The following is an 18,986-nucleotide window of genomic DNA, read 5'->3' as shown; positions in this document are numbered from 1 at the left end:
GGAGGGCTCCTCCGCTTGATCGCCCAGGGAGAGGGCGGGAGCCCGTCATGATGGGGGCCGCTCCCGTGCCGACGACCGGCCCCTGGTGACGACGGCCAGGCCTCCGCCGCGGGCCACCACGGCCAGATCTCCCGACAGGTCGGTCCGGTGGGTTCGCACACCCAGCCGGTTCAGCAGGGCCAGGGTCGGCTGGGCGGGGTGACCGTAGTCGTTGCCCGCCCCGGCGCTGATCAGCGCGGCCCGGGCGCCGACGGCCGCGAAGAAGTCCGGGTCGTATCTCGAAGAGCCGTGGTGCGGGACCTTGAGGACGTCGGCGGGCGGGAAGCCCTGGCGGAGCAGCTCCGTCTGGGCCTCGGTCTCGATGTCACCGCTGAGCAGCGCGGTTCCGGCCGCCCACCGCACGTGCACCACGACGCTGGCGTTGTTGACCTCCGCGCCCGCCCCTCCCCCGCCCGCCTCGGGCGGCCCCTCCGGCGGCCCGACGACCGTGAGCTCGGAGGGTCCGAGCCGCCAGCGCGCCCCCGGCCGCGCCGTCCATCGGGCGACCCGGCGGCGAGCGAGGTCCCCGCTCAGCGCGGCCTGTCCTCGTTCCGCCGCCGTGCCTGGGCTGACCAGCACCGCTCCCACCGGGCGTCCCCGGAAGACGCCGTCCAGACCACCGGTATGGTCGGCGTGCGGATGGGTGAGGATGACCAGGGGCACCTGCTCGATCTCCATGGACCGCAGGCACCGGTCCATCGGCACCGGATCGGGCCCCGTATCCACGACCACCGCCCGGCCCGGCCCGGCGGCGACCAGCAACGCGTCTCCCTGGCCGACGTCGCAGGCCACCAGGAGCCAGTCACGAGGCGGCCAGCCGGCCGCGACCGTGCTCGTGAGGACGGCCGCGGTAAGCACCCCGGCCAGCGCGGCGGCGGCGATCCGGCGTGAGCGGCGATGTCGCAGCACCAGGGCGGCGACCGGCGCGGAGCCCGCCAGCAGGACCAGCCCGACCACGCCGCCGGGCCAGGGAAGCACCGCCAGCGGAAGCCCGGCGGCGTGCCGGGCGACCTCGATGATCCACCCGGTGGCCAGGCCCGCCGGACGGACCAGCACCTGAGCGACCGGCATGAGCACGGGTGCGGCCAGCGCGGCGGCGAAGCCGAGCAGGGTCGCCGGCGCGACGGCCGGGCCGGCGAGGAGGTTGGCCGGGACCGCCACCGGGGTGAGCTGCCCGGACATGAGGACCAGGATCGGGGTTACGGCGGCCTGCGCGGCGGTGGGGACGGCGACCGCCTCGGCGACCCAGCGCGGGACCCGGCGGGGCATCCGTGCGGCCATCCGGTCGCGCCAGCGGGGGGCGAGCGTCAGGATGCCCCCGGTGGCGCACACCGAGAGGGCGAAGCCGTAGGACCTGGCCAGGGCGGGATCGAACAGGATCAGCCCCAGAACGGTCACCGACAGAGCGGTGACGCCGTCACGGGAGCGCCCCGTACCGAGTGCCGCGGCGGCGACGGTGCCCATGACGAGCGCGCGGAGCACACTGGGCGACGGACGGGCGACGACCGCGAAGGCGAGCATGGCGAGCACCGCGAGGACTCCCCTGGCCGCGAGCGGCAACCCCGCCGTCCGGGCCAGCGCCACGGTGGCCCCGGCCACGATCGCGAGATTGGCCCCGCTCACCGCGAGCAGGTGGCTGAGCCCTGCCTCTCTGAAGTCGTAGGTGACCTGCTCGTCCATCCGGGACACGTCGCCGACGACCAGTCCGGGCAGCAGGCCGCGCTGGGCCGGAGGCAGCACATCGGCCGCCTCCCGCAGCCCGGCCCTGAGCGTGCCCGCCACGCGATGTGCCCATGACGGCCCGTCCAGGACCCGCGGTGAGCCCCGGGCGAGGATCACCGCCGCGAGCAGCTCGCCGGGGTCGGCCCGGCCGAACCGCCCCCGCAGCTCGATCCGCTGACTGGGCAGCAGCGGCCGCCACGCGCTCCCCGAGGCGAGCAACACCACCGGTGCCCGCACCCTCACCCTGCCGACCGGCGTCTCGACGGCCTCGACCCGGGCGGACACCACGAAACTCTCCCTGTGGAACGTCCCTCCCCGCCGGCCGATCTCCCGGGGATCGTCCGTCAGCACCGCCTCCACCGTCGCCGAGGCCCGCCGTTCCACGAGCCCGGCCACCGGCCCGGTGCCGGCGGCGTGCACGTGGAAGGCCACCGTCCCGGCCGTCGCCGCCACGCACCCGAACACGGCGATCACGATGTTCTGCCAGGCGGGAGCGGGGCTCGCCGGGCCGTCCGGCACACCACGGCGCGGATCCCTCCTCTGCCGCGCCGTGGTGTGCCGGCGGCGGGAGGGCGGCGCCGGCTGCGGGCGGACCGACGCCGGCACGTGGGAGGGGCACGGCTCCGGCGACCGGCTCCGCAGGCCGGCGAGGCGGACCGGCAGCGCGATGAGGAGCGCGCAGGCGGCCGAGGCGACGCTGACGACGGCACCGGCCGGGGCCGGGCATCCCAGCAGGATCAGGGCGGTCGCCCAGGAGGCGAGCGCGGGCGCGACGAGCCGGAGCGTGTGCGCGGCGGGCACCGGCTCGTCGCGCCCGTCGCGGGCGGCGGCCGGACCGGTGAGCTCCCTCCGGACGAAGGCGGAGGCGCTGAAGCGGTTCATGGGCACGTCGGGGAGGCGAGGGCGGTCATACGCGGACCTTCATACGCGGACCCTGTCCTTGATGTCGGCGTACTTCCTCTCGCCGATGCCGCTGACCTCACGCAGTTGCCCGACGTCCTGGAAGCCGCCGCGGCCGTCGCGGTATTCGACGATGCGGCGGGCGAGCACCTCTCCCACACCCGGTAGCTGCTCGAACTGCTCGGCGGTGGCGGCGTTGAGATCGAGGAGGGCCGTGCCGGGATCGGCCGGGGCAAGCGCGGCCGGTGTCCCCTGCGCCGAGGAGCCGACGACGATCTGCTCGCCGTCGACGAGTTTGCGGGCGAGGTTGAGGGGGCCCGCCGAGGCCCCTCTGCGGACGCCCCCAGCGGCCTGGACCGCGTCGGTCACCCGGGACCCTCCGGGCAGGACCACCACGCCGGGGTGGCGGACCTTGCCGGTGACGTGGACGGTGACCTCGGCGGCCGGGGAGGACCGCGGCCGTGCGGCGGGGGGCGGTCCGGTGAAGGAGGCCCCGGAGATCGGCGCAGGAGGGGGGAGCGGCTCGGGCTCCGGCTGGGCGCGCCAGGCGTAGACCCCTCCCGCGACGACGGCGGCCAGCGCGACGAGGAGCAGCAGCCGCGTCCCCGGGCGGCCGGGGTCGAGCGCGGGGCCCGCCTTGTCCACGGCCGCCCGGAGGGCTTCGAAGGAGGGCGGGACCGCGATGGGGGGCGTGCGGCCATTCTGGACAGAGCGCTCAGGGATGCCTCCGGTGTCGCCCGGCCGGACCCGGTGGGCACCGGGCACCGTCAGCACCCGCAGCCGCGACTCGGCCCGGAACCGCTCGGTGGACTGCTCTGTCGTCCGCACGCCAGAACGTTATGGCGGCGTCACCGGCCGGGCTCTGGCCGTACGTGATTCTGTGGACGACCGTCCGGACACGGTCCGCGGCTGTGGACGGACCGTGTCCGGCCCGCCGGTCAGGACCAGTCGGACCGGACGGTCCAGGCGGTGTCGGCTATGCCGGGAGCTTCGGCCTCCACCTCCCCGAGCGGGAGGATCGCCGTCACGGGGAGGTGGGAGAGACCGTCACGCCGAGCATGCCGGGGCCGACGTGGGCGCCGATGACCGCGCCGACCTCGACCACCGTGAGCGTGACGAGGCCGGGAAGACGCTGGGAGAGGCGCTCGGCCAGGGCTTCGGCGCGGGCCCGGGCGGAGATGTGCTGGACGGCGGCGTCGACCGGGCCGGAACCCGCCGCCTGAACCGCGAGGTCCTCGAGGCGGGCGATGGCCCGGGTCGCGGTGCGGACCTTCTCCAGAGGGGAGATCGTGCCCTCGGTGATGTGGAGCAGCGGTTTGATCATCAGGGCGGAGCCGAGCAGGGTCGCCGCGGCGCCGATGCGACCTCCCCTGCGGAGGTACTCCAGGGTGTCCACGTAGAAGAAGCTGCGGGTGGCGTCCCTGCGGCGGCAGGCCGCGGCCGTCACGTCGGCGAGCGTCCCTCCCCCGGAGGCCGCCTCGGCGGCGGAGAGGACGGGGAATCCGAGACCCATGGCGATGGATCTGCTGTCGACGACCTCCACCGGGATCGGCGAGTCGAGGGCGCCGGCCCGGGCCGCCTCGACCGTGCCCGACATCGCGCCGGACAGGTGGATGGAGACCACTCCAGCCGCGCCCCTGGCCGCCGCCTCGCCGTAGGCGTCCGCGAAGCGCTGGGGCGCGGGCCTGGAGGTGGTGACCGGCGCCCATTCCTTGAGCGCCTCGCTCGTCTCCGCGCCGCCGATCTGCACCACGTCGTCGAAGGGCTTGCCGCCGATGACCACCTGGAGCGGCACCACCGTGATCCCGAGCCGGGCGGCCTCCTCCCGCGGCAGGTACGCGGTGGAGTCCGTGACGACGGCGACCGGTGACGGCATGACCAGAGACTATCCGCGAGGGATGATCACGAGGCCGGGAACGGAGCCGTCACCGGGTGTCCCGGGAAGAAAGAAGGCGCCGTCGCGGCGCCACCGGCCGGAGGTCACTGGACGGGGATGCCGCCGCGCCAGACCCGACGGGGCTTGAGACCGAAGGCCCAGGCGAAGGCGCCTTCGTGGTCGGCGTCCCACTGGACGATGTCGGCCAGGCGTCCGGGGGCGAGCACGCCCCGGTCGGGGGCGCCGAGAACGGTGGCCCCGCCGAGGGTGGCCGCGCGCAGGGCGTCGCCGACGCTCATGCCGAAGGCCGCGACGGCGAGGCTGACGACCAGGGACATCGAGGTGATGCCGCAGTGGCCGGGGTTGTGGTCACTGCCGAGAGCCACCGTGACGCCCTGGGAGAGCATCCGGCGGACCGGCGGCAGGTTGCCTTTCTGGAGCGCGGTGCCGGGGCAGACCACGGCGGGCACACCGTAGCGGGACATGATCGCGATGTCCTCGTCGGAGGTGTGGTGGAGCAGGTCCGCCGAGGCGCAGCCGAGTTCGGCGGCGAGCTGTACGGCGCCGCGGCGGCTGTAGGCGCCGGCGTGGAGACGGGGGAGCAGGCCGACGTTGCGTCCGGAGGCCAGGACCCAGCGGGCCTCCTCGGTGGTGAAATGGCCCTCGTCGCAGTAGACGTCCACGCTGTCGGCGCCGGCCGCGGCGGCGTCGGCGCACCAGGCGCCCACCGCCTCGACGTAGTCGCGCTGACGCCCGAAGTACTCCGGAGGGACGACGTGCGCCGCGAGGAACGTGACGTGCACGCGCGGCATCATCGGCTCTTTCTCCAGCTCGCGCAGGAGGCGGACGTCGGCCAGCTCGCCGTCGCGGGTGAGGTGGTAGCCGGTCTTGGCCTCCACGGTGGTGGTGCCGCTCAGCAGCCAGTCACGCAGGCGCTCGCGGACCCCGTTGCACAGGGTCCACGGATCGGTGCCACGGGTCACCGTGACGGTGGAGCCGATGCCGCCGCCCGCCGCGGTGATCGCGGACGGGGTCGAGCCGCCCGAGCGCATGGCCATCTCGGCGTAGCGGTTGCCCGCGTAGACGGGATGGGTGTGAGCGTCGATCAGGCCGGGCGTGACCAGGGCTCCGCCGAGGTTCTCGACGTGGTCCACGTCGACGATGTCGTCCACCACTCCGGGCACGCTCTGCGGCAGGTCCGCCGCCCGGCCGACCCAGGCGATGCGGTCGTTGTGCACGAGGATCGCGGCGTTGCTGCACACGTCGTTTCCGGTCCAGAGCCGGCCGATGTTGGTCAGAAGGCGGACCGTCATCACATCACCGCCTTGCGCGCAGGGAAGGGCATCGGAGCGGAGTCCTCCGCCGGAGGCGCCGCGAGGACCCGACCGGTTCCGGGCGTCACGCCCGCCGGGTCCGCTCCGCGTCCGGACGACATTGGGGGTCTCCTGCTCTCATCCGCTCTGTGTGCGGCGACAGTATCGCCAGCATCATGATCCGGCGGTTTCAGTTCAGTTACGTTATTTCACAGGTTGGCCTGCTGTACAGGCTAATTGGGAAGAACGCCGCTTCCCCGCGACGGAGTCCGGTTCATCGGTTTCATCCACACAAGAGGCCTCAAGCGTGTTCTCACAGCTCAGCTCACTTTTTCCCCACCCGCAACATCAGGTGCCAGGCGGACCGGCGCCATAACGTCTCGTTGGATTTGCCCCATGGTAGCAACCCAAACCTTGACCCACCACTGTCCTCTTTGCTGATGTTTGGGCGTTTTTGAAAGCTTTCAGTTCTGTCGATATCGCCTCCGCAGCACAAGCCTGCACATTGAATCCCGAACGGACATCTACCTAGGCTGGAAATTCCCCGGTCCTCGGCTTCCCCCGCTCCGCCTCACCCCGGCCCACGGGTTACAAGCCTCACGGATCCCTCCGAAGCAGGACATTGCATGTACCCTTTCGGGCGAGCCAACCACGGCCGCACGGATGGGAGTGACCTTGATCGTCCGTCCCGACGCCGGTCGGCGTCGCATCGAAGAGCTCGTGCGTCAGCATGAAGATCGCGTCCTCAAGCGCTGGCTCGAGATAACCGCCGCCGCCTCGGCCGGCCGGCCGGACCAGGGCGACACGGCCGCCCGGCTCACCGAGATCTACCAGGCTCTGCGCCAGTCGTTCGCCGGCGACGGGGACACCAGCGACCTGCACGGACTGCTGGCCGAGCTGTCACGCTCCCGCGCCAGGCAGGGATTCTCCCCCTCCGAGACCGCCAGCGCGGTGTTCGCCCTCAAGGAGGCCCTCTACGAGGTCGTCGAGGACGACGGGACCCCCGAGGCGCTGCGGGGCTTCGTCTGGTTCTCCAAGACCGTCGACGACCTCGGCCTCTTCACCTTCGAGACCTACGTGACGGCCAGGGAGAGGATCATAATCGACCAGGCCGAGCAGCTCCTGGAGCTCTCGACCCCGGTCGTCAAGCTCTGGGAGGGCATCGTCGCGGTGCCGCTGATCGGCACACTCGACTCCGCCAGGACCCAGGTCGTCATGGAGAAGCTGCTCCAGGCGCTGGTGGACACCGGCTCCGAGCACGCGGTGATCGACATCACCGGCGTGCCCTCGGTGGACACCCAGGTCGCCCAGCATCTGCTCAAGACCGTGATGGCGGCCCGGCTGATGGGCGCGGAGTGCGTCATCTCCGGCATCCGCCCGCAGATCGCCCACACCATCGTCACCCTCGGCATCGAGTTCGGCGACATCGTCACCAAGGCCTCGCTGTCCGACGCCCTCGCCCACGCACTGCGCCGGAGCGGCGTCGAGCTCGCCGGGAACCGGAGAACGCGCGTGACCGTACGGACCGAGGAGGAGTGATGGACCGGGTCCCCGTCCTCAAGCTCGGAGACATCCTCATCGTCTCCATCCAGGTCGACCTGCAGGACCAGGGCGTGCTCGCCCTCCAGGAGGACCTGGCGGACGCGGTGGTCGCGACCGGCGCGCGAGGAGTGATCATCGACATCACCGCCGTGGAGATCGTCGACTCCTTCATCGGCCGCATGCTCGCCACCATCGCCTCGATCTCCCGCATGCTCGACGCGGAGACGATCGTCGTGGGCATGCGCCCGGCGGTCGCGATCACCCTGGTTGAACTGGGCCTCTCGCTCGGCGGCGTGCGGACCGCGCTCAACCTCGAGAAGGGCGTCGCCCTGCTGAACCATCTCGGGGGCGCGCAGATCGCCACGACCGCGCGATGACCGCCTCCGGTGAACTGAGCATCGGCGGCAACAGCGACATCGTCCTGGTCCGGCAGCGGGTCAGGGCCGCGGCCGTGGAGGTCGGACTCTCCCTCGTGGACCAGACGAAGATCGTGACCGCCGCCAGCGAACTGGCCCGCAACGCGCTGGTCTACGCGGGCGGCGGAAGGGTCCGGATCGAGATCGTGCGCAACGGCGTGAAGATGGGCCTGCGCCTGGCCTTCGACGACGACGGCCCCGGCATCCCCGATGTCGATCAGGCTCTCACCGACGGGTGGACCACCGGCAACGGCCTCGGGCTCGGCCTCAGCGGCTCCCGGCGCCTGGTCGACGACTTCGACCTGAGGTCGGCTCCCGGGGAGGGGACACGGGTCACGGTGACGAAGTGGGCCAGATGACCGTCACGGTGGCCGCATGAGCCAGGTGATCCGCTCCCAGGGCGACGTCTGGACCAGAGCCGAGGACGCGAGCGCGATCGGCTCGCTCCGGCGTACCGCCGTCGCGCTCGCCGAGGCGCGCGGGTTCGGGGAGAAGGACGCCGGCCGGGTTGCCGTCGCGGTGAGCGAGGCCGCGTCGAACCTGGTCAAACACGCCGTCGAGGGCGTCATGCTGATCCGGCCGCACCCGGAGTCGGCCTCCGCGATCGAGGTCGTCGCGCTGGACCGGGGACCCGGCATGCGCAACGTCTCCCTCGCCCTGCGGGACGGGTACTCCACCACCGGCACGCTCGGCATCGGCCTGGGCGGCATCGCGCGCATGACCGACGGTTACGAAATCTACTCCCTGCCCGGCCGGGGCACGGTGCTGGTCATGTGCTTCACCGCGCCCGGCGCTCCGCGGCCTCCGCTCCGGGTGAGCGGGGTGACCCGCCCGATCGGCGAGGAGACGGTCTGCGGCGACGCGTTCGCACTCGTCGAGACCGGCACCGCGATCACCGTGACGGTGTGCGACGGGCTCGGCCACGGGGACGCCGCGGCCCTGGCCTCGCGAGAGGCCGTCCGGGTGTTCCTGGACCACGCCGACCTCGCGCCGGCCGCCGTACTGGAGCGGATCCACCGCGCCCTGGCGGGCACCCGGGGTGGCGCGGTCGCCGTGGCCCGGATCGAGCGGGCCGGCGGGACCTCGGGCGCGGACGGCGCGGTGAGCTTCGCCGGCCTCGGCAACGTCTCGGCGTGGATCGCCCACGAGGAGGGCCGCCAGGGGCTGATCTCGACGCCGGGCATCGCCGGGCACCAGGCCCCCCGCGCGTTCCGCCAGTACGAGTACGCCATGCCGGCGCACGGCATGCTCGTCCTCCACTCCGACGGGCTCTCCGAGCGCTGGGACATCGCCTCCTGTCCCGGCCTGGTCACGCGTTCCCCCTCCGTCGTGGCCGCCACGCTGCTGCGTGAGGCGGGAACCCGCAGGGACGACGCCTGCGTGGTGGCGGTGAGGCCGCCGGTATGACCGGTGACGAGCTGATCCGCCTGCGCGTCCTGGAGGACCGGGACGTGTTCACCATGCGCAAGGCGGGCCGCGAGGTGGCCGAGATGGTCGGACTGGCCGGCTCCGACCAGATCCGGGTGGCCACGGCGCTGAGCGAGATCGGCCGGGAGGTCCTCGCCCGAGGGCTCACGGCCTCGGCGGCGTTCCTGCTCCGCCCGGACAGCCTGGTCGTCATCATCGACTTCCCCCCGGATCCCGGCTTCCGCGGAGCCGACGGCGTGACGCTGGCGGGACGCCTCGTGGACGCGATCGAATGCGATCCGTCCAGGGGGCGGATAAGCATGCTCAAACGTCTCCCGGCGGGCCGCTCCAGATCTTCCGGAGAGGACATCCGCGCGAGGATCGCCGCGCTCGCGCCCGCGACCGCACTCGACGAGCTCCGCCGGCAGAACCGCGAGCTCGCCGAGACCCTGGAGGAGGTCCTGCAGCTCAACACCGAGCTGGAGGAGACCAACCAGGGCGTGCTCGCCCTGTACAACCAGCTCTCGGCGGAGCTGGAGGAGACCAACCGCGGCGTCGTGGCACTCTACGCGGAGCTGGACGAGAAGTCCGGGCAGATCAGGGAGGCCGGTGACGCCAGGAACAGGTTCTGGACCACGGTCAGCCACGAGCTGCGCACCCCGCTGAACTCGATCATCGGCCTGGTCCGCCTCCTGGCCGGTCCCGGCGGGGAGCCGCTGGGACCGGAGCAGCTCCACCAGGTCAAGCTCATCGGCTCCTCCGCGGAGACCCTCCTGGCGCTGGTGAGCGAGCTGCTCGACATGGCCAAGGCCGAGTCGGGGCGGCTGGACCCGCAGCCGTCCGTGGTGGACCTGATCGAGCTCACCGAACGGCTGGGCATGGTGCTCCGGCCCACCAGGGGGGTCGACCGGGTCACGCTCTCGATCGAGGTGTCGGAGGCGACGCCGGAGATGCTCGTCGACGAGGTCATGCTCACCAAGATTCTGCGCAACCTGCTCTCCAACGCCCTGAAGTTCACCGAGGAGGGCGAGGTCAGGCTGAAGGTGGCTCCCGACATCGCGACCCGGGAGATGGTCTTCACCGTGACCGACACCGGGATCGGCATCCCCCCCGAGCATCTGGAGCGCGTCTTCGAGGAGTTCTACCAGGTGCCGGGGCCGATCCAGGTACGGGCCAAGGGAACCGGGCTCGGTCTGCCGTACGCCCGCCGGCTGGCCGAGGCGATGGGCGGCACGCTCCGGCTGTCCAGCGTGGCGGCGGGGAGGACCACGCCCGGAGGCACCACGGCGGTCCTGCGGCTGCCGCGGCGCCACGACGGCCCCCCGGTGGTGCGCCGCATGCTCATCGCCGACGACGACGAGGAGTTCCGCGCCACCGTACGCCGCATGCTCACCGGTTTCGCCGCCCACGTCGACGAGGCCCCCGACGGGCTGGCCGCGCTGGAGCTGATGGCGGACGATCCCCCGGACCTCGCGCTGGTGGACCTGCTGATGCCCCGGATGGACGGGGCGGCCCTGCTGATGCGGATGGCCGAGGACGAGCGGCTGCGCGAGATCCCGGTGGTCGTCGTCACGGTCGTGACCTCCCACCAGTACCCGCAGGCGGCACATGCGGTGATCTCCAAACACGACCTGAGCCGGGAGATCCTGCTGGAGGCCGTACGGCATGCGCTGGAGGACGGCGGTGAGTGAGGGCGCGGCGACGGTGCTGGTCGTGGACGACACTCCGACCAAGCTCTACATCTTGTCGAGCTGGCTGCGGCGTGCCGGGCACCGGGTCGTGGAGGCGACGGGCGGCCTGGAGGCGCTGGTCAAGGTCGAGCAGCTCCATCCGGACCTGGTCGTCCTGGACGTCCGGCTGCCCGACATCAGCGGGTACGAGGTGTGCGAACAGATCAAGGCGGACCCCCTCACCTCCTCGATCCCGGTCGTCCAGATATCCGGAGCGGCGATCACTCCCGCCGACCGGGCCCACGGCCTCGAACGCGGCGCGGACGCCTACCTGACGGAGCCGGTCGAGCCGGACGAGTTCACCGCGACGGTCGAGGCCACGCTGCGCTACTACCGCGCGCGGCAGCGGGCCGAGCGGATGGCCACGCGGCTGGCGGCCCTCAACGAGGTCACCCTGGCGATGAACGCGGCCGAGACGTTCGACATGCTCCTGGCCACGGCCGTCGAGGGCACCTCGCGCATCCTCGGCCGGCTGGCCGGTGCGCTGGCGCTCCCGCCGGACAACCGGATCCGCAGGTACACGGCCGGCCCTCCGGCCCACGCGGCCACCATCAGGAACGGCACCGCCGACTCCCTCACCAGGCTGAGCGCGATGGTGCTGGGAAGCGCCGCGGGAACCGAGACGGCCACGGTCTCGGCCGCCGACTGGCTGGGGCTGGTCCCCGACTCGGACGCCGGGGAGGGCGTCTCCGTGGTGCTCTGCCGGACCAAGGCCGGCCGGCCCGCCGTCTGCCTGGGAGTGGAGGCGGACCCGCCCGTCGGCACGGACGAGCTCAGCCTCCTGCGCCAGCTGGGCCAGGCCCTCGCCCTCGCGGTGGACTCCCTGGCGGCCTACACCGAGGAGCACGCGATCGCGCTCACCCTGCAGCGCAGCCTCCTTCCCGCGCGGATCCCCGAGATCCCGGGAGTGGAGATCAGCTGGCGCTACCAGCCGGCCGCGGACAACATCGAGGTCGGCGGCGACTTCTACGAGGTCCTCCCGCTGGGCGAGCGGGTGCTCATCGGCATCGGCGACGTGCAGGGGCACTCCCTGCACGCCGCCACCGTGATGGCCGAGCTCCGGCACGCCCTGCGCGCCTCGCTCCTCGGCACGGTGGACCTCGGTGCGTCCATGGCGCTGCTCAACGAGGTGCTGCGGTGCTACCACCCCGGCATGACCGCCACCGTGTGCCTGATCCTCCTCGATCCGGCGAGCGGGCGGGCCGAGCTCGCCAACGCCGGCCACATCCCGCCGATCATCATCGACGCGCGCGGCCGGGCCCGCTACCACGAGCTGGGAAACCTTCTGCTGGGCGTGAGCGAGACGTCCTACCGCGTCGACCGGCTGACGCTCCCCGAGCGGAGCACGGTGCTGATGTTCACCGACGGACTCATCGAGGACCGCGACAAGCGGCTGGACGAGAGCCTGGAGGTCGCCCGGGGGCTGGCGGAGTCCGTCGGGGAGGATCTGGAGCCCTTCTGCGACCGCCTCCTCGCCCGTTTCGGCGCCCGCGAGGACGATGTGGCCCTCGTGGCCTTCCGCCGCTCCGGAAACGGCTGAGGGCGGCCGACGTGACGTCGGCCGCCCTCAGGACGTGACGGGAGGGAACGGGCGTCCGGCCCGGCCCTCGGTCAGACCGTCTCGACCGGCTTGGCGGTCCTCTCCAGCTCGGCGAACAGGCTGGGCAGGACCCTGGCGTGCAGGATCGTGCCGTCCCCGGTGTGCTCGACGCCGAGGACCTCGCCCTCCTTGTGCGCGCGGGAGATCAGGTCACCGCGCTGGTACGGCACCAGCATCCTGACCTCCTGGTCGAAGCGCGGCAGCTCGCGCTCGATCACGGCCCGCAGCCCGTCGATCCCGGCGCCGGTGCGGGCCGAGACGACGACCGTGTGCTTCTCCCGCGCGGTCAGCTGGGCCAGCACCACCGGGTCGGCGGCGTCGGCCTTGTTGATGACCACGATCTCCGGGATGTCGCGGGCGCCCTCGATGTCGGAGAAGACCTCCCGCACGGCGGCGAGCTGCGACTCCGGGTCGGGGTGCGAGCCGTCGACCACGTGCAGGATCAGGTCGGCGTCGCCGACCTCCTCCAGCGTGGAGCGGAACGCCTCGACGAGCTGGTGCGGCAGGTGCCGGACGAACCCGACGGTGTCGGCCAGCGTGAACAGGCGCCCCTCGGGCGTGTAGGCCTTGCGGACCGTCGGGTCCAGAGTGGCGAACAGCGCGTCCTCCACCAGCACCCCCGCTCCGGTCAGCCGGTTCAGCAGCGAGGACTTGCCGGCGTTGGTGTAACCGGCGATGACCACGGCCGGAACCTCGCGTGCCAGGCGCCGCGCGCGCTTGGTCTCGCGCGCCACCGTCATGTCCGCGATCTGGCGGCGCAGCTTGGCCATCCGCTCGCGGATCCGGCGGCGGTCCAGCTCGATCTTGGTCTCACCGGGACCGCGACCGCCGATGCCGACGCCGCCCGCGGCCCGACCGCCGACCTGGCGCGAGAGGTTGCCACCCCAGCCTCGCAGGCGCGGCAGCAGGTAGTTGAGCTGGGCCAGCTCGACCTGGGCCTTGCCCTCGCGGCTCTTGGCGTGCTGGGCGAAGATGTCGAGGATCAGCATGGTCCGGTCGATGACCTTGACCTTGACGACCTCCTCGAGCTGGCGCAGCTGGCCGGGGCTCAGCTCGCCGTCGCAGACCACGGTGTCGGCGCCGGTGGCCGAGACGATGTCCGCCAGCTCCTGCGCCTTGCCGGAGCCGATGTAGGTCGCGGTGTCGGGCTTCTGCCGGCGCTGGATCAGTCCTTCCAGCACCTGCGAGCCCGCCGTCTCCGCCAGGAGCTTGAGCTCCAGCAGGGAGTTCTCGGCGTCGGTCACCGTGCCGGAGGTCCAGACGCCGACGAGGACGACCCGCTCAAGCCTCAGCTGGCGGTATTCGACCTCGGTGACGTCCTCGAGCTCCGTGGAGAGCCCCACCACCCGGCGCAGTGCCTGGCGCTCGGCCAGCTCCAGCTCGCCGAGCTCGGGCAGGTCGTCGAACTGGTCAAAGTCCAGCGGCTCACGGATGTCTATGTCGTTGCTCCGTTCATAGGTTCGGTTCACAGGCGTCATCGTCTATAAGAACGCCTGGACACCCCGGGTATCTTCCCCACGATCGTGCCACGCGGGCACCCGTTCCCTCATCCGGTTATTCGTCCGCCGTGAGCGAAGACACCAGGCCGGCGCTGCGCCGTTCCCAGTGGGCCAGGCCCAGCCTCCGGTGGATCTCCACCGCCCGCCGGGCGTGGCCGAGCGCGCGGTCCGCACGGCCCAGCCGGTGGGCCAGCTCGGCGAGGATCAGATGGTGCGCGCCCCACCCGGAGGTCCCCATCCCGCTGACCACCAGGTCGTCGGCGTACGGCAGCAGCCGGTCGTACAGCTCCCCCGGGTCGGGGACACCGAGCCGGGCGGCGACCAGGCCCCAGACCGGCAGCAGGAGGTCGGCCGCCCAGTCGTCGCGGATCTCGGTGCCCCAGCGCCCGATCAGCTCCCGGGCCAGCCCCTCGTCGCCGCACTCCAGCGCGGCCAGCACGGCGACCGGCCGGAGCGGGACCATCTCCTGATCCCCGGCCCGGGTGACCAGCTCTCCGAGGATCTCGGAGAGCCTGCCCTGCCCGCGCATGCAGGTGAACAGGGCGACCAGCCGGGGGAAGTCCTGGCCCCACAGGCTGGAGCCGTCCAGCAGAGCACCGAACCTGGCGGCCAGCGCCTCCGCGGCCGCCCAGTCCCCGTCGAGGGTGCGGCGGGCGGTCTCGGCGATGCGGACCATCGCCTCCAGCTCCGGCCGGCCGGTTTCCTCCAGCAGGCGCTCGCAGCGAGCCAGGTCGCGGTCCCATTCGGCGAACTCCCCCGCGCGCAGCAGCGGGGCCATCCGCAGCACGCGGGCGATCAGCTCGGTGGCCCGGGGCAGGACGGGCAGGGCGAGGATCTCCTCGGCGGCGGCGCGCCGCTCGGCCTCCCGGCCGATCGTCCAGGCGGCGATGTAGTAGTTGTTGAGCGTCGTGGCGGTCAGGAGCGGGTCGCCGATCCGGCGGGCGAGCCCGACGCCCTCCAGCGCGAGGCGCTCGCCCTCGGCCCGGCGCGGGCCGTAGAACAGCTCGACGCCGAGGGTGCCGAGCAGCGCGGCGCGCTGGCGCTCCTGCAGCGGCCCGGCCAGCAGCTCCTCCAGCACGGCGACCATGCGCTCGTCAACGACGCCGTAGGGCCTCCAGTTCCAGACGCTCTGCCCGCCGAAGACGCCGATCGCGGCGATCAGGGCCTCGCGGTCCCCCGACCGGCGGGCGAGCTCCACGGCCTGTTCCAGGTCGCGCCGGGCGCCGTCGGCGTCGCCCACGGTACGGCGGGCCTGCCCGAGGGCGGTCAGCACCGCGCACCGGGCGGAGGCGTCCCCGGCGGGCAACGCGGCCATGGCCAGCTCCCACAGGCCCACCGCCTCGTCGTGGGCGAGCTGGGCGGCGGCCTTCCTGGCGGCGTTCGAGGCGTGCTCCACCGCCTTGGCCCGGCCGCCGACCCGGATCGCCCGGCCGAAGTGGTGGGCGAGATCGGCGGCCCGGCGGGACTCGTCGTGGGCGGGGAGGCTCTCCAGCGCCTCCCCGATCCGCAGGTGCAGCCGGGCCGCCTCCACGCGGCCGAGCGCGGCGTAGAGGGTGTCGCGCACCAGCGCGTGGGAGAAGCGGTAGTCCTCACCGTCCTCGACCAGCAGGCCGGTGGCCACCGCCGGCTCCAGCAGGGACATCACCCGCTCCTCGGGGGCCGCGGTGGCCGAGGCGAGCAGGTCCACGGCGACGTCGCGCCCGGCGACCGCCGCGACCCGCAGCAGGTCCTGGCTCTCATCGGGGAGCCGGGCGACCCGGCGGCCGACGACGTCGCGGACCCCGGAGGGGACGGCGGTGGACAGCCCTCCCCCGGCGGAGGGCGCCTCGGCGGTCCCGGTGGAGGAGGTCCCGGGCGGCCGCGCGGCGAGACCGCTCTCGCTCCCCAGCAGGCGGAGCAGTTCCCCCAGGTAGAAGGGGTTGCCGCCGCTGCGCTCGTGGAGCGCGGCCGCCAGACCCGGGTCGATCCGCCGCATCCGCAGGTAGGAGGCCACGTCGTCACCGGTGAACGGGCCCACGGCCATCCGCTCGGTGTGCCGCTCCCTGGCCAGCGCGCCGAGAGTGTCGCGGAGCTGCTCGGGGTGCTCGCCGGGCTCGCGGCGGAGCGTGGCCGCGACGAGCACGGGGCGCCGCTCCAGTTCCCCCGCGGCGAAGGCGAGCAGCCGGAGGGAGGCGGCGTCGGCCCAGTGGAGGTCGTCGAGGACGACCAGCAGCGGTCCGGCCGAGGTCAGGGCGCTCAGGACCCGCTGGTACAGCTCGAACAACTGCATATCCGGACATTTCGCGGAATCGCCAGCGAGCATGCGGACGGTCTCCCCGGCCTCCGGCCCCGCCCCCCGCAGCGCCTGCACCCACGGCCAGAACGGCGGAGCCGTGGCGGTGTCGACGCACCTGCCCCACAGCACGGTCATCCCTCGGGCCGCCGCCTCGGCGGCCGCGGCCTGGGCGAGCCGGGTCTTGCCGATGCCCGCCTCCCCCTCGATGAGCAGCACCCCGCCCCGGCCCCGGCGGACCTCGGCCACCAGCGCGCCGATCCGCGCGAACTGCCGGTCCCTGCCGACGAGCCGCTCCTCCGCCGCGTCCGCGCCGGGCCACGCGGGGACGGGCGCGGCCGTACGGCCCGCAGGTGCGGGAACGGCCTGCACGGCGACCGGTCCGGCCTGCGCGAAGGAGGGCGCAGGATCGTCCAGGCCGGGATCCTGCCCGAGCACCGCCTGCTCCAGGCGGCGCAGCTCCGGGCCGGGGTCGAGGCCGAGTTCCGCGGCGAGCAGTTCGCGGGCCCGGCGCAGGGCGGCCAGCGCGTCGGCCTGCCTGCCGGACCGGTAGAGCGCCAGCGCGAGCAGTCCCCGGAGCCGCTCCCGGTAGGGGTGCGCCTCGACGAGCCGTTCCAGGTCGGCGACGCACGTCCCGCTCTCGCCCAGGGCGAGCCGCGTCTCGAATCTGTCCTCCTCGGCCGTGACGCGCAGCTCGGCGAGCCTGGCCAGGGTGGGGGCGGCGAACTCCTGGTCGGCGAACTCCACCAGCGGGTCGCCCCGCCAGGCGGTCACGGCGCGCTCCAGGATCTGCAGCGCCTGGCCGTACTCCTTGCGGACCAGGGCGCGGCGCCCCTCCTCCACCCAGGCGCCGAAGCGGAACAGATCCACCTGTCCCGGGGCGACCGCGAGCAGGTAGCCGGGCTCGCGGGTGAGAAGGACGCGGGACGGGGTACGGGGCGGCCGACCGGGCTCCAGCGCCCTGCGGAGGTGGGAGATGTACGCCTGGAGGGTCCCCGTCGCGCCGGAGGGCGCCTCACCCGCCCACAGCTCGTCGATCAGCCGGTCGAGCGAGACCACCCGGCCGGGTTCGAGGGCCAGCATCGCCAGGACCGCCCGCTGCTTGCGGGTGCCGAGCCCGACCGCCCGCCCCTCGGCGTCCACGACCTCCACCGGGCCGAACAGCCGGATCTCCATCTCACCCCAAGTCGCGGCCAAACCAACCTCAAACCCTCCGCAAACGGCCTCGGCCAGTATCGGTGCCAACGAAGACACGGGGAGGAAAACGTGAGCAGGGACAGCATGAATATAGGCAGCGAGCTGCGCCGGACGGTACGCGGGCGGGTTCTCGTCCCCGGGGACGAGGGGTTCGAGACGGCCCGGACGCCGTGGAACCTGGCCGTCGAGCAGCGCGTGCTGGCCGTGGTGGAAGCCGAGGACGCCGACGACGTGGCCGCCGTGGTCGGCTACGCCGGGCTCTCCGGGCTGGGGGTCAGCACCCAGCCCAGCGGCCACGGCGCGAGCGGGGACACCGAGGGCACGATCCTGCTGCGGACCGGCCGGCTGCGCGGGCTCCGGGTACGGCCGGACGAGCGGCTGGCCCGGGTGGGCGCGGGTGTCTCCTGGGGAGAGGTGCTCACCGAGGCGAGCGGTCACGGGCTCCTCGGCCTCGCGGGCAGTTCGCCCGCGCCGAGCGTGGTCGGTTACACCCTCGGCGGCGGGGTGAGCTGGTTCGGCAGGAAGTACGGCTTCGCGGCCGACAGCGTGCGCTCCCTCGACGTGGTGACCGCCGACGGAGCGCGGGCCCGGGTGGACGCGGACTCCGACCCCGAGCTGTTCTGGGCGCTGCGCGGCGGCGGCGGGGACTTCGCGGTGGTCACCGGAATGGAGTTCGCCCTGTATCCGGCGCCCCATCTGTACGGCGGGCGGACCGTGTGGCCCGCCGACCGCGCCGACGAGGTCATGGCCGCGTTCCGCGAGACCACCGCCGAGGCTCCGGAGGAGCTGACGGTGTGGTTCTCGCTCATCCGGTTCCCGCCCCTGCCCCACGTGCCGGAGCCGCTGCGCGGGCTGTCGGCGGTGGTCGCGGACGTCACCTACCTCGGAGACCCCGAGGAGGGGCGGGCGCTGCTGCACCGGTTCGAGAAGATCGGCGGCCGGGTCGCCGACACGCGGGGACCGCTGCCCGTGGCCGGGCTGGGCGGCATCTGCGCCGAGCCGACCGACCCGGGACCCGGCATGTTCCGGGGCGAGCTGCTGACCCGGTTCGACGAGACGGTGGCCGCGGCGGTCCTGGACGAGGTCGCGGGTTCCGGCACGGTGGCCCCGCTGGCCGTGGCGCAGTTGCGCCACCTGGGCGGGGCGCTGGCCCGGCCCGCCGCCGGAGGCGGCGCCTGCGGGCACTTCGAGGAGGAGTACCTGCTCGGCCTGCTGGGCGTGCCGTTCACTCCCGAGAGCGGAGCGGCGATCGGGGAACGGCAGCGAGCGGTCTCCTCGGCGCTGGTGCCGTACACCAGCGGGCGCAAGCCCTTCACCAACCTCGGCGCCGGAGAGAAGGCCGCCAACGCCTTCCCCGGCGACGTGCTGGCCCGGCTGCGGGACGTCAAGCGCCGCAGGGACCCGCTGGGCGTGCTGCGCAGCAACTATCCGGTGCTCGACGCCTGAGCCGTGACCGGCGGGTCACGGCGGAAG

The 18,986-nt window shown here is 73.3% G+C and carries 13 protein-coding genes; 7 read left to right on the top strand and 6 right to left on the bottom strand.

The features are described 5' to 3' along the window. Positions 1 to 45: 45 nt before the first annotated feature. From HS041_RS14175 to hutI, 4 genes are all read right to left on the bottom strand, one after another. Positions 46 to 2,643 (bottom strand): ComEC/Rec2 family competence protein, encoded by a 2,598-nt coding sequence (locus HS041_RS14175; protein WP_196442487.1) that lies wholly within the window; start codon positions 2,641 to 2,643, stop codon positions 46 to 48. A 39-nt stretch (positions 2,644 to 2,682) separates the two neighbouring features. After that, positions 2,683 to 3,489, bottom strand: coding sequence for a ComEA family DNA-binding protein (locus HS041_RS38290; protein ID WP_307845292.1), 807 nt, complete (start codon positions 3,487 to 3,489; stop codon positions 2,683 to 2,685). Between the two features lie 196 nt (positions 3,490 to 3,685). Continuing rightward, positions 3,686 to 4,537, bottom strand: a complete 852-nt coding sequence (locus HS041_RS14165) for a DegV family protein (RefSeq protein WP_196441151.1) — start codon at positions 4,535 to 4,537, stop codon at positions 3,686 to 3,688. Positions 4,538 to 4,641: 104 nt separating this feature from the next. Continuing rightward, positions 4,642 to 5,850, bottom strand: a complete 1,209-nt coding sequence (hutI, locus tag HS041_RS14160; protein ID WP_196441150.1) for an imidazolonepropionase — start codon at positions 5,848 to 5,850, stop codon at positions 4,642 to 4,644. A gap of 720 nt (positions 5,851 to 6,570) precedes the next feature. Here hutI and HS041_RS14155 point away from each other — a divergent pair. From HS041_RS14155 to HS041_RS14130, 6 genes are read left to right on the top strand one after another with little or no spacing between them, the layout of a single operon-like run. Beyond that, the gene (locus HS041_RS14155) at positions 6,571 to 7,389 is read left to right on the top strand and encodes an STAS domain-containing protein (protein ID WP_307845291.1); all 819 of its coding nucleotides are present in this window, start codon (positions 6,571 to 6,573) and stop codon (positions 7,387 to 7,389) included. Next, positions 7,389 to 7,769: an STAS domain-containing protein gene (locus HS041_RS14150; RefSeq protein ID WP_196441148.1), complete on the top strand. Its 381-nt coding sequence runs from the start codon at positions 7,389 to 7,391 to the stop codon at positions 7,767 to 7,769. Before HS041_RS14155 ends, HS041_RS14150 begins: the two co-directional genes overlap by 1 nt. Then, positions 7,766 to 8,167: an anti-sigma regulatory factor gene (locus HS041_RS14145; protein WP_196441147.1), complete on the top strand. Its 402-nt coding sequence runs from the start codon at positions 7,766 to 7,768 to the stop codon at positions 8,165 to 8,167. Before HS041_RS14150 ends, HS041_RS14145 begins: the two co-directional genes overlap by 4 nt. Positions 8,168 to 8,183: 16 nt before the next feature. Further along, positions 8,184 to 9,215: an ATP-binding protein gene (locus HS041_RS14140; RefSeq protein ID WP_196441146.1), complete on the top strand. Its 1,032-nt coding sequence runs from the start codon at positions 8,184 to 8,186 to the stop codon at positions 9,213 to 9,215. Further along, the gene (locus tag HS041_RS14135; protein ID WP_196441145.1) at positions 9,212 to 10,906 is read left to right on the top strand and encodes an ATP-binding response regulator; all 1,695 of its coding nucleotides are present in this window, start codon (positions 9,212 to 9,214) and stop codon (positions 10,904 to 10,906) included. Before HS041_RS14140 ends, HS041_RS14135 begins: the two co-directional genes overlap by 4 nt. After that, positions 10,899 to 12,485, top strand: a complete 1,587-nt coding sequence (locus HS041_RS14130; protein ID WP_307845290.1) for a SpoIIE family protein phosphatase — start codon at positions 10,899 to 10,901, stop codon at positions 12,483 to 12,485. Before HS041_RS14135 ends, HS041_RS14130 begins: the two co-directional genes overlap by 8 nt. Positions 12,486 to 12,556: 71 nt before the next feature. Here HS041_RS14130 and hflX read toward each other — a convergent pair whose 3' ends face one another. Both hflX and HS041_RS14120 read right to left on the bottom strand, forming a co-directional pair. After that, positions 12,557 to 13,978 (bottom strand): GTPase HflX, encoded by a 1,422-nt coding sequence (hflX, locus tag HS041_RS14125; RefSeq protein WP_196442485.1) that lies wholly within the window; start codon positions 13,976 to 13,978, stop codon positions 12,557 to 12,559. 121 nt (positions 13,979 to 14,099) lie between these two features. Then, complete coding sequence (locus HS041_RS14120) at positions 14,100 to 17,492, bottom strand: ATP-binding protein (protein ID WP_196441143.1); 3,393 nt, start codon at positions 17,490 to 17,492, stop codon at positions 14,100 to 14,102. A 90-nt stretch (positions 17,493 to 17,582) separates the two neighbouring features. Here HS041_RS14120 and HS041_RS14115 point away from each other — a divergent pair, with 90 nt between their 5' ends. After that, complete coding sequence (locus tag HS041_RS14115; RefSeq protein ID WP_307845289.1) at positions 17,583 to 18,959, top strand: FAD-binding oxidoreductase; 1,377 nt, start codon at positions 17,583 to 17,585, stop codon at positions 18,957 to 18,959. Positions 18,960 to 18,986: the final 27 nt, after the last annotated feature.

The sequence above is a fragment of the Planomonospora sp. ID67723 genome, assembly GCF_015711605.1.
Lineage (GTDB): Bacteria > Actinomycetota > Actinomycetes > Streptosporangiales > Streptosporangiaceae > Planomonospora_A.
The sequence above is the reverse complement of the archived record's forward strand: the minus strand, read 5'-3'. Positions and strand labels throughout refer to the sequence as shown.

Excerpts from the sequence above, each read along its gene's own strand:
- HS041_RS14175 (WP_196442487.1), bottom strand. The coding sequence starts at position 2,643 with ATGAACCGCTTCAGCGCCTCCGCCTTCGTCCGGAGGGAGCTCACCGGT.
- HS041_RS14135 (WP_196441145.1), top strand. The coding sequence starts at position 9,212 with ATGACCGGTGACGAGCTGATCCGCCTGCGCGTCCTGGAGGACCGGGAC.
- HS041_RS14150 (WP_196441148.1), top strand. The coding sequence starts at position 7,389 with ATGGACCGGGTCCCCGTCCTCAAGCTCGGAGACATCCTCATCGTCTCC.
- hutI (WP_196441150.1), bottom strand. The coding sequence starts at position 5,850 with ATGACGGTCCGCCTTCTGACCAACATCGGCCGGCTCTGGACCGGAAAC.
- HS041_RS14145 (WP_196441147.1), top strand. The coding sequence starts at position 7,766 with ATGACCGCCTCCGGTGAACTGAGCATCGGCGGCAACAGCGACATCGTC.
- HS041_RS14120 (WP_196441143.1), bottom strand. The coding sequence starts at position 17,492 with ATGGAGATCCGGCTGTTCGGCCCGGTGGAGGTCGTGGACGCCGAGGGG.
- HS041_RS14165 (WP_196441151.1), bottom strand. The coding sequence starts at position 4,537 with ATGCCGTCACCGGTCGCCGTCGTCACGGACTCCACCGCGTACCTGCCG.
- HS041_RS14140 (WP_196441146.1), top strand. The coding sequence starts at position 8,184 with ATGAGCCAGGTGATCCGCTCCCAGGGCGACGTCTGGACCAGAGCCGAG.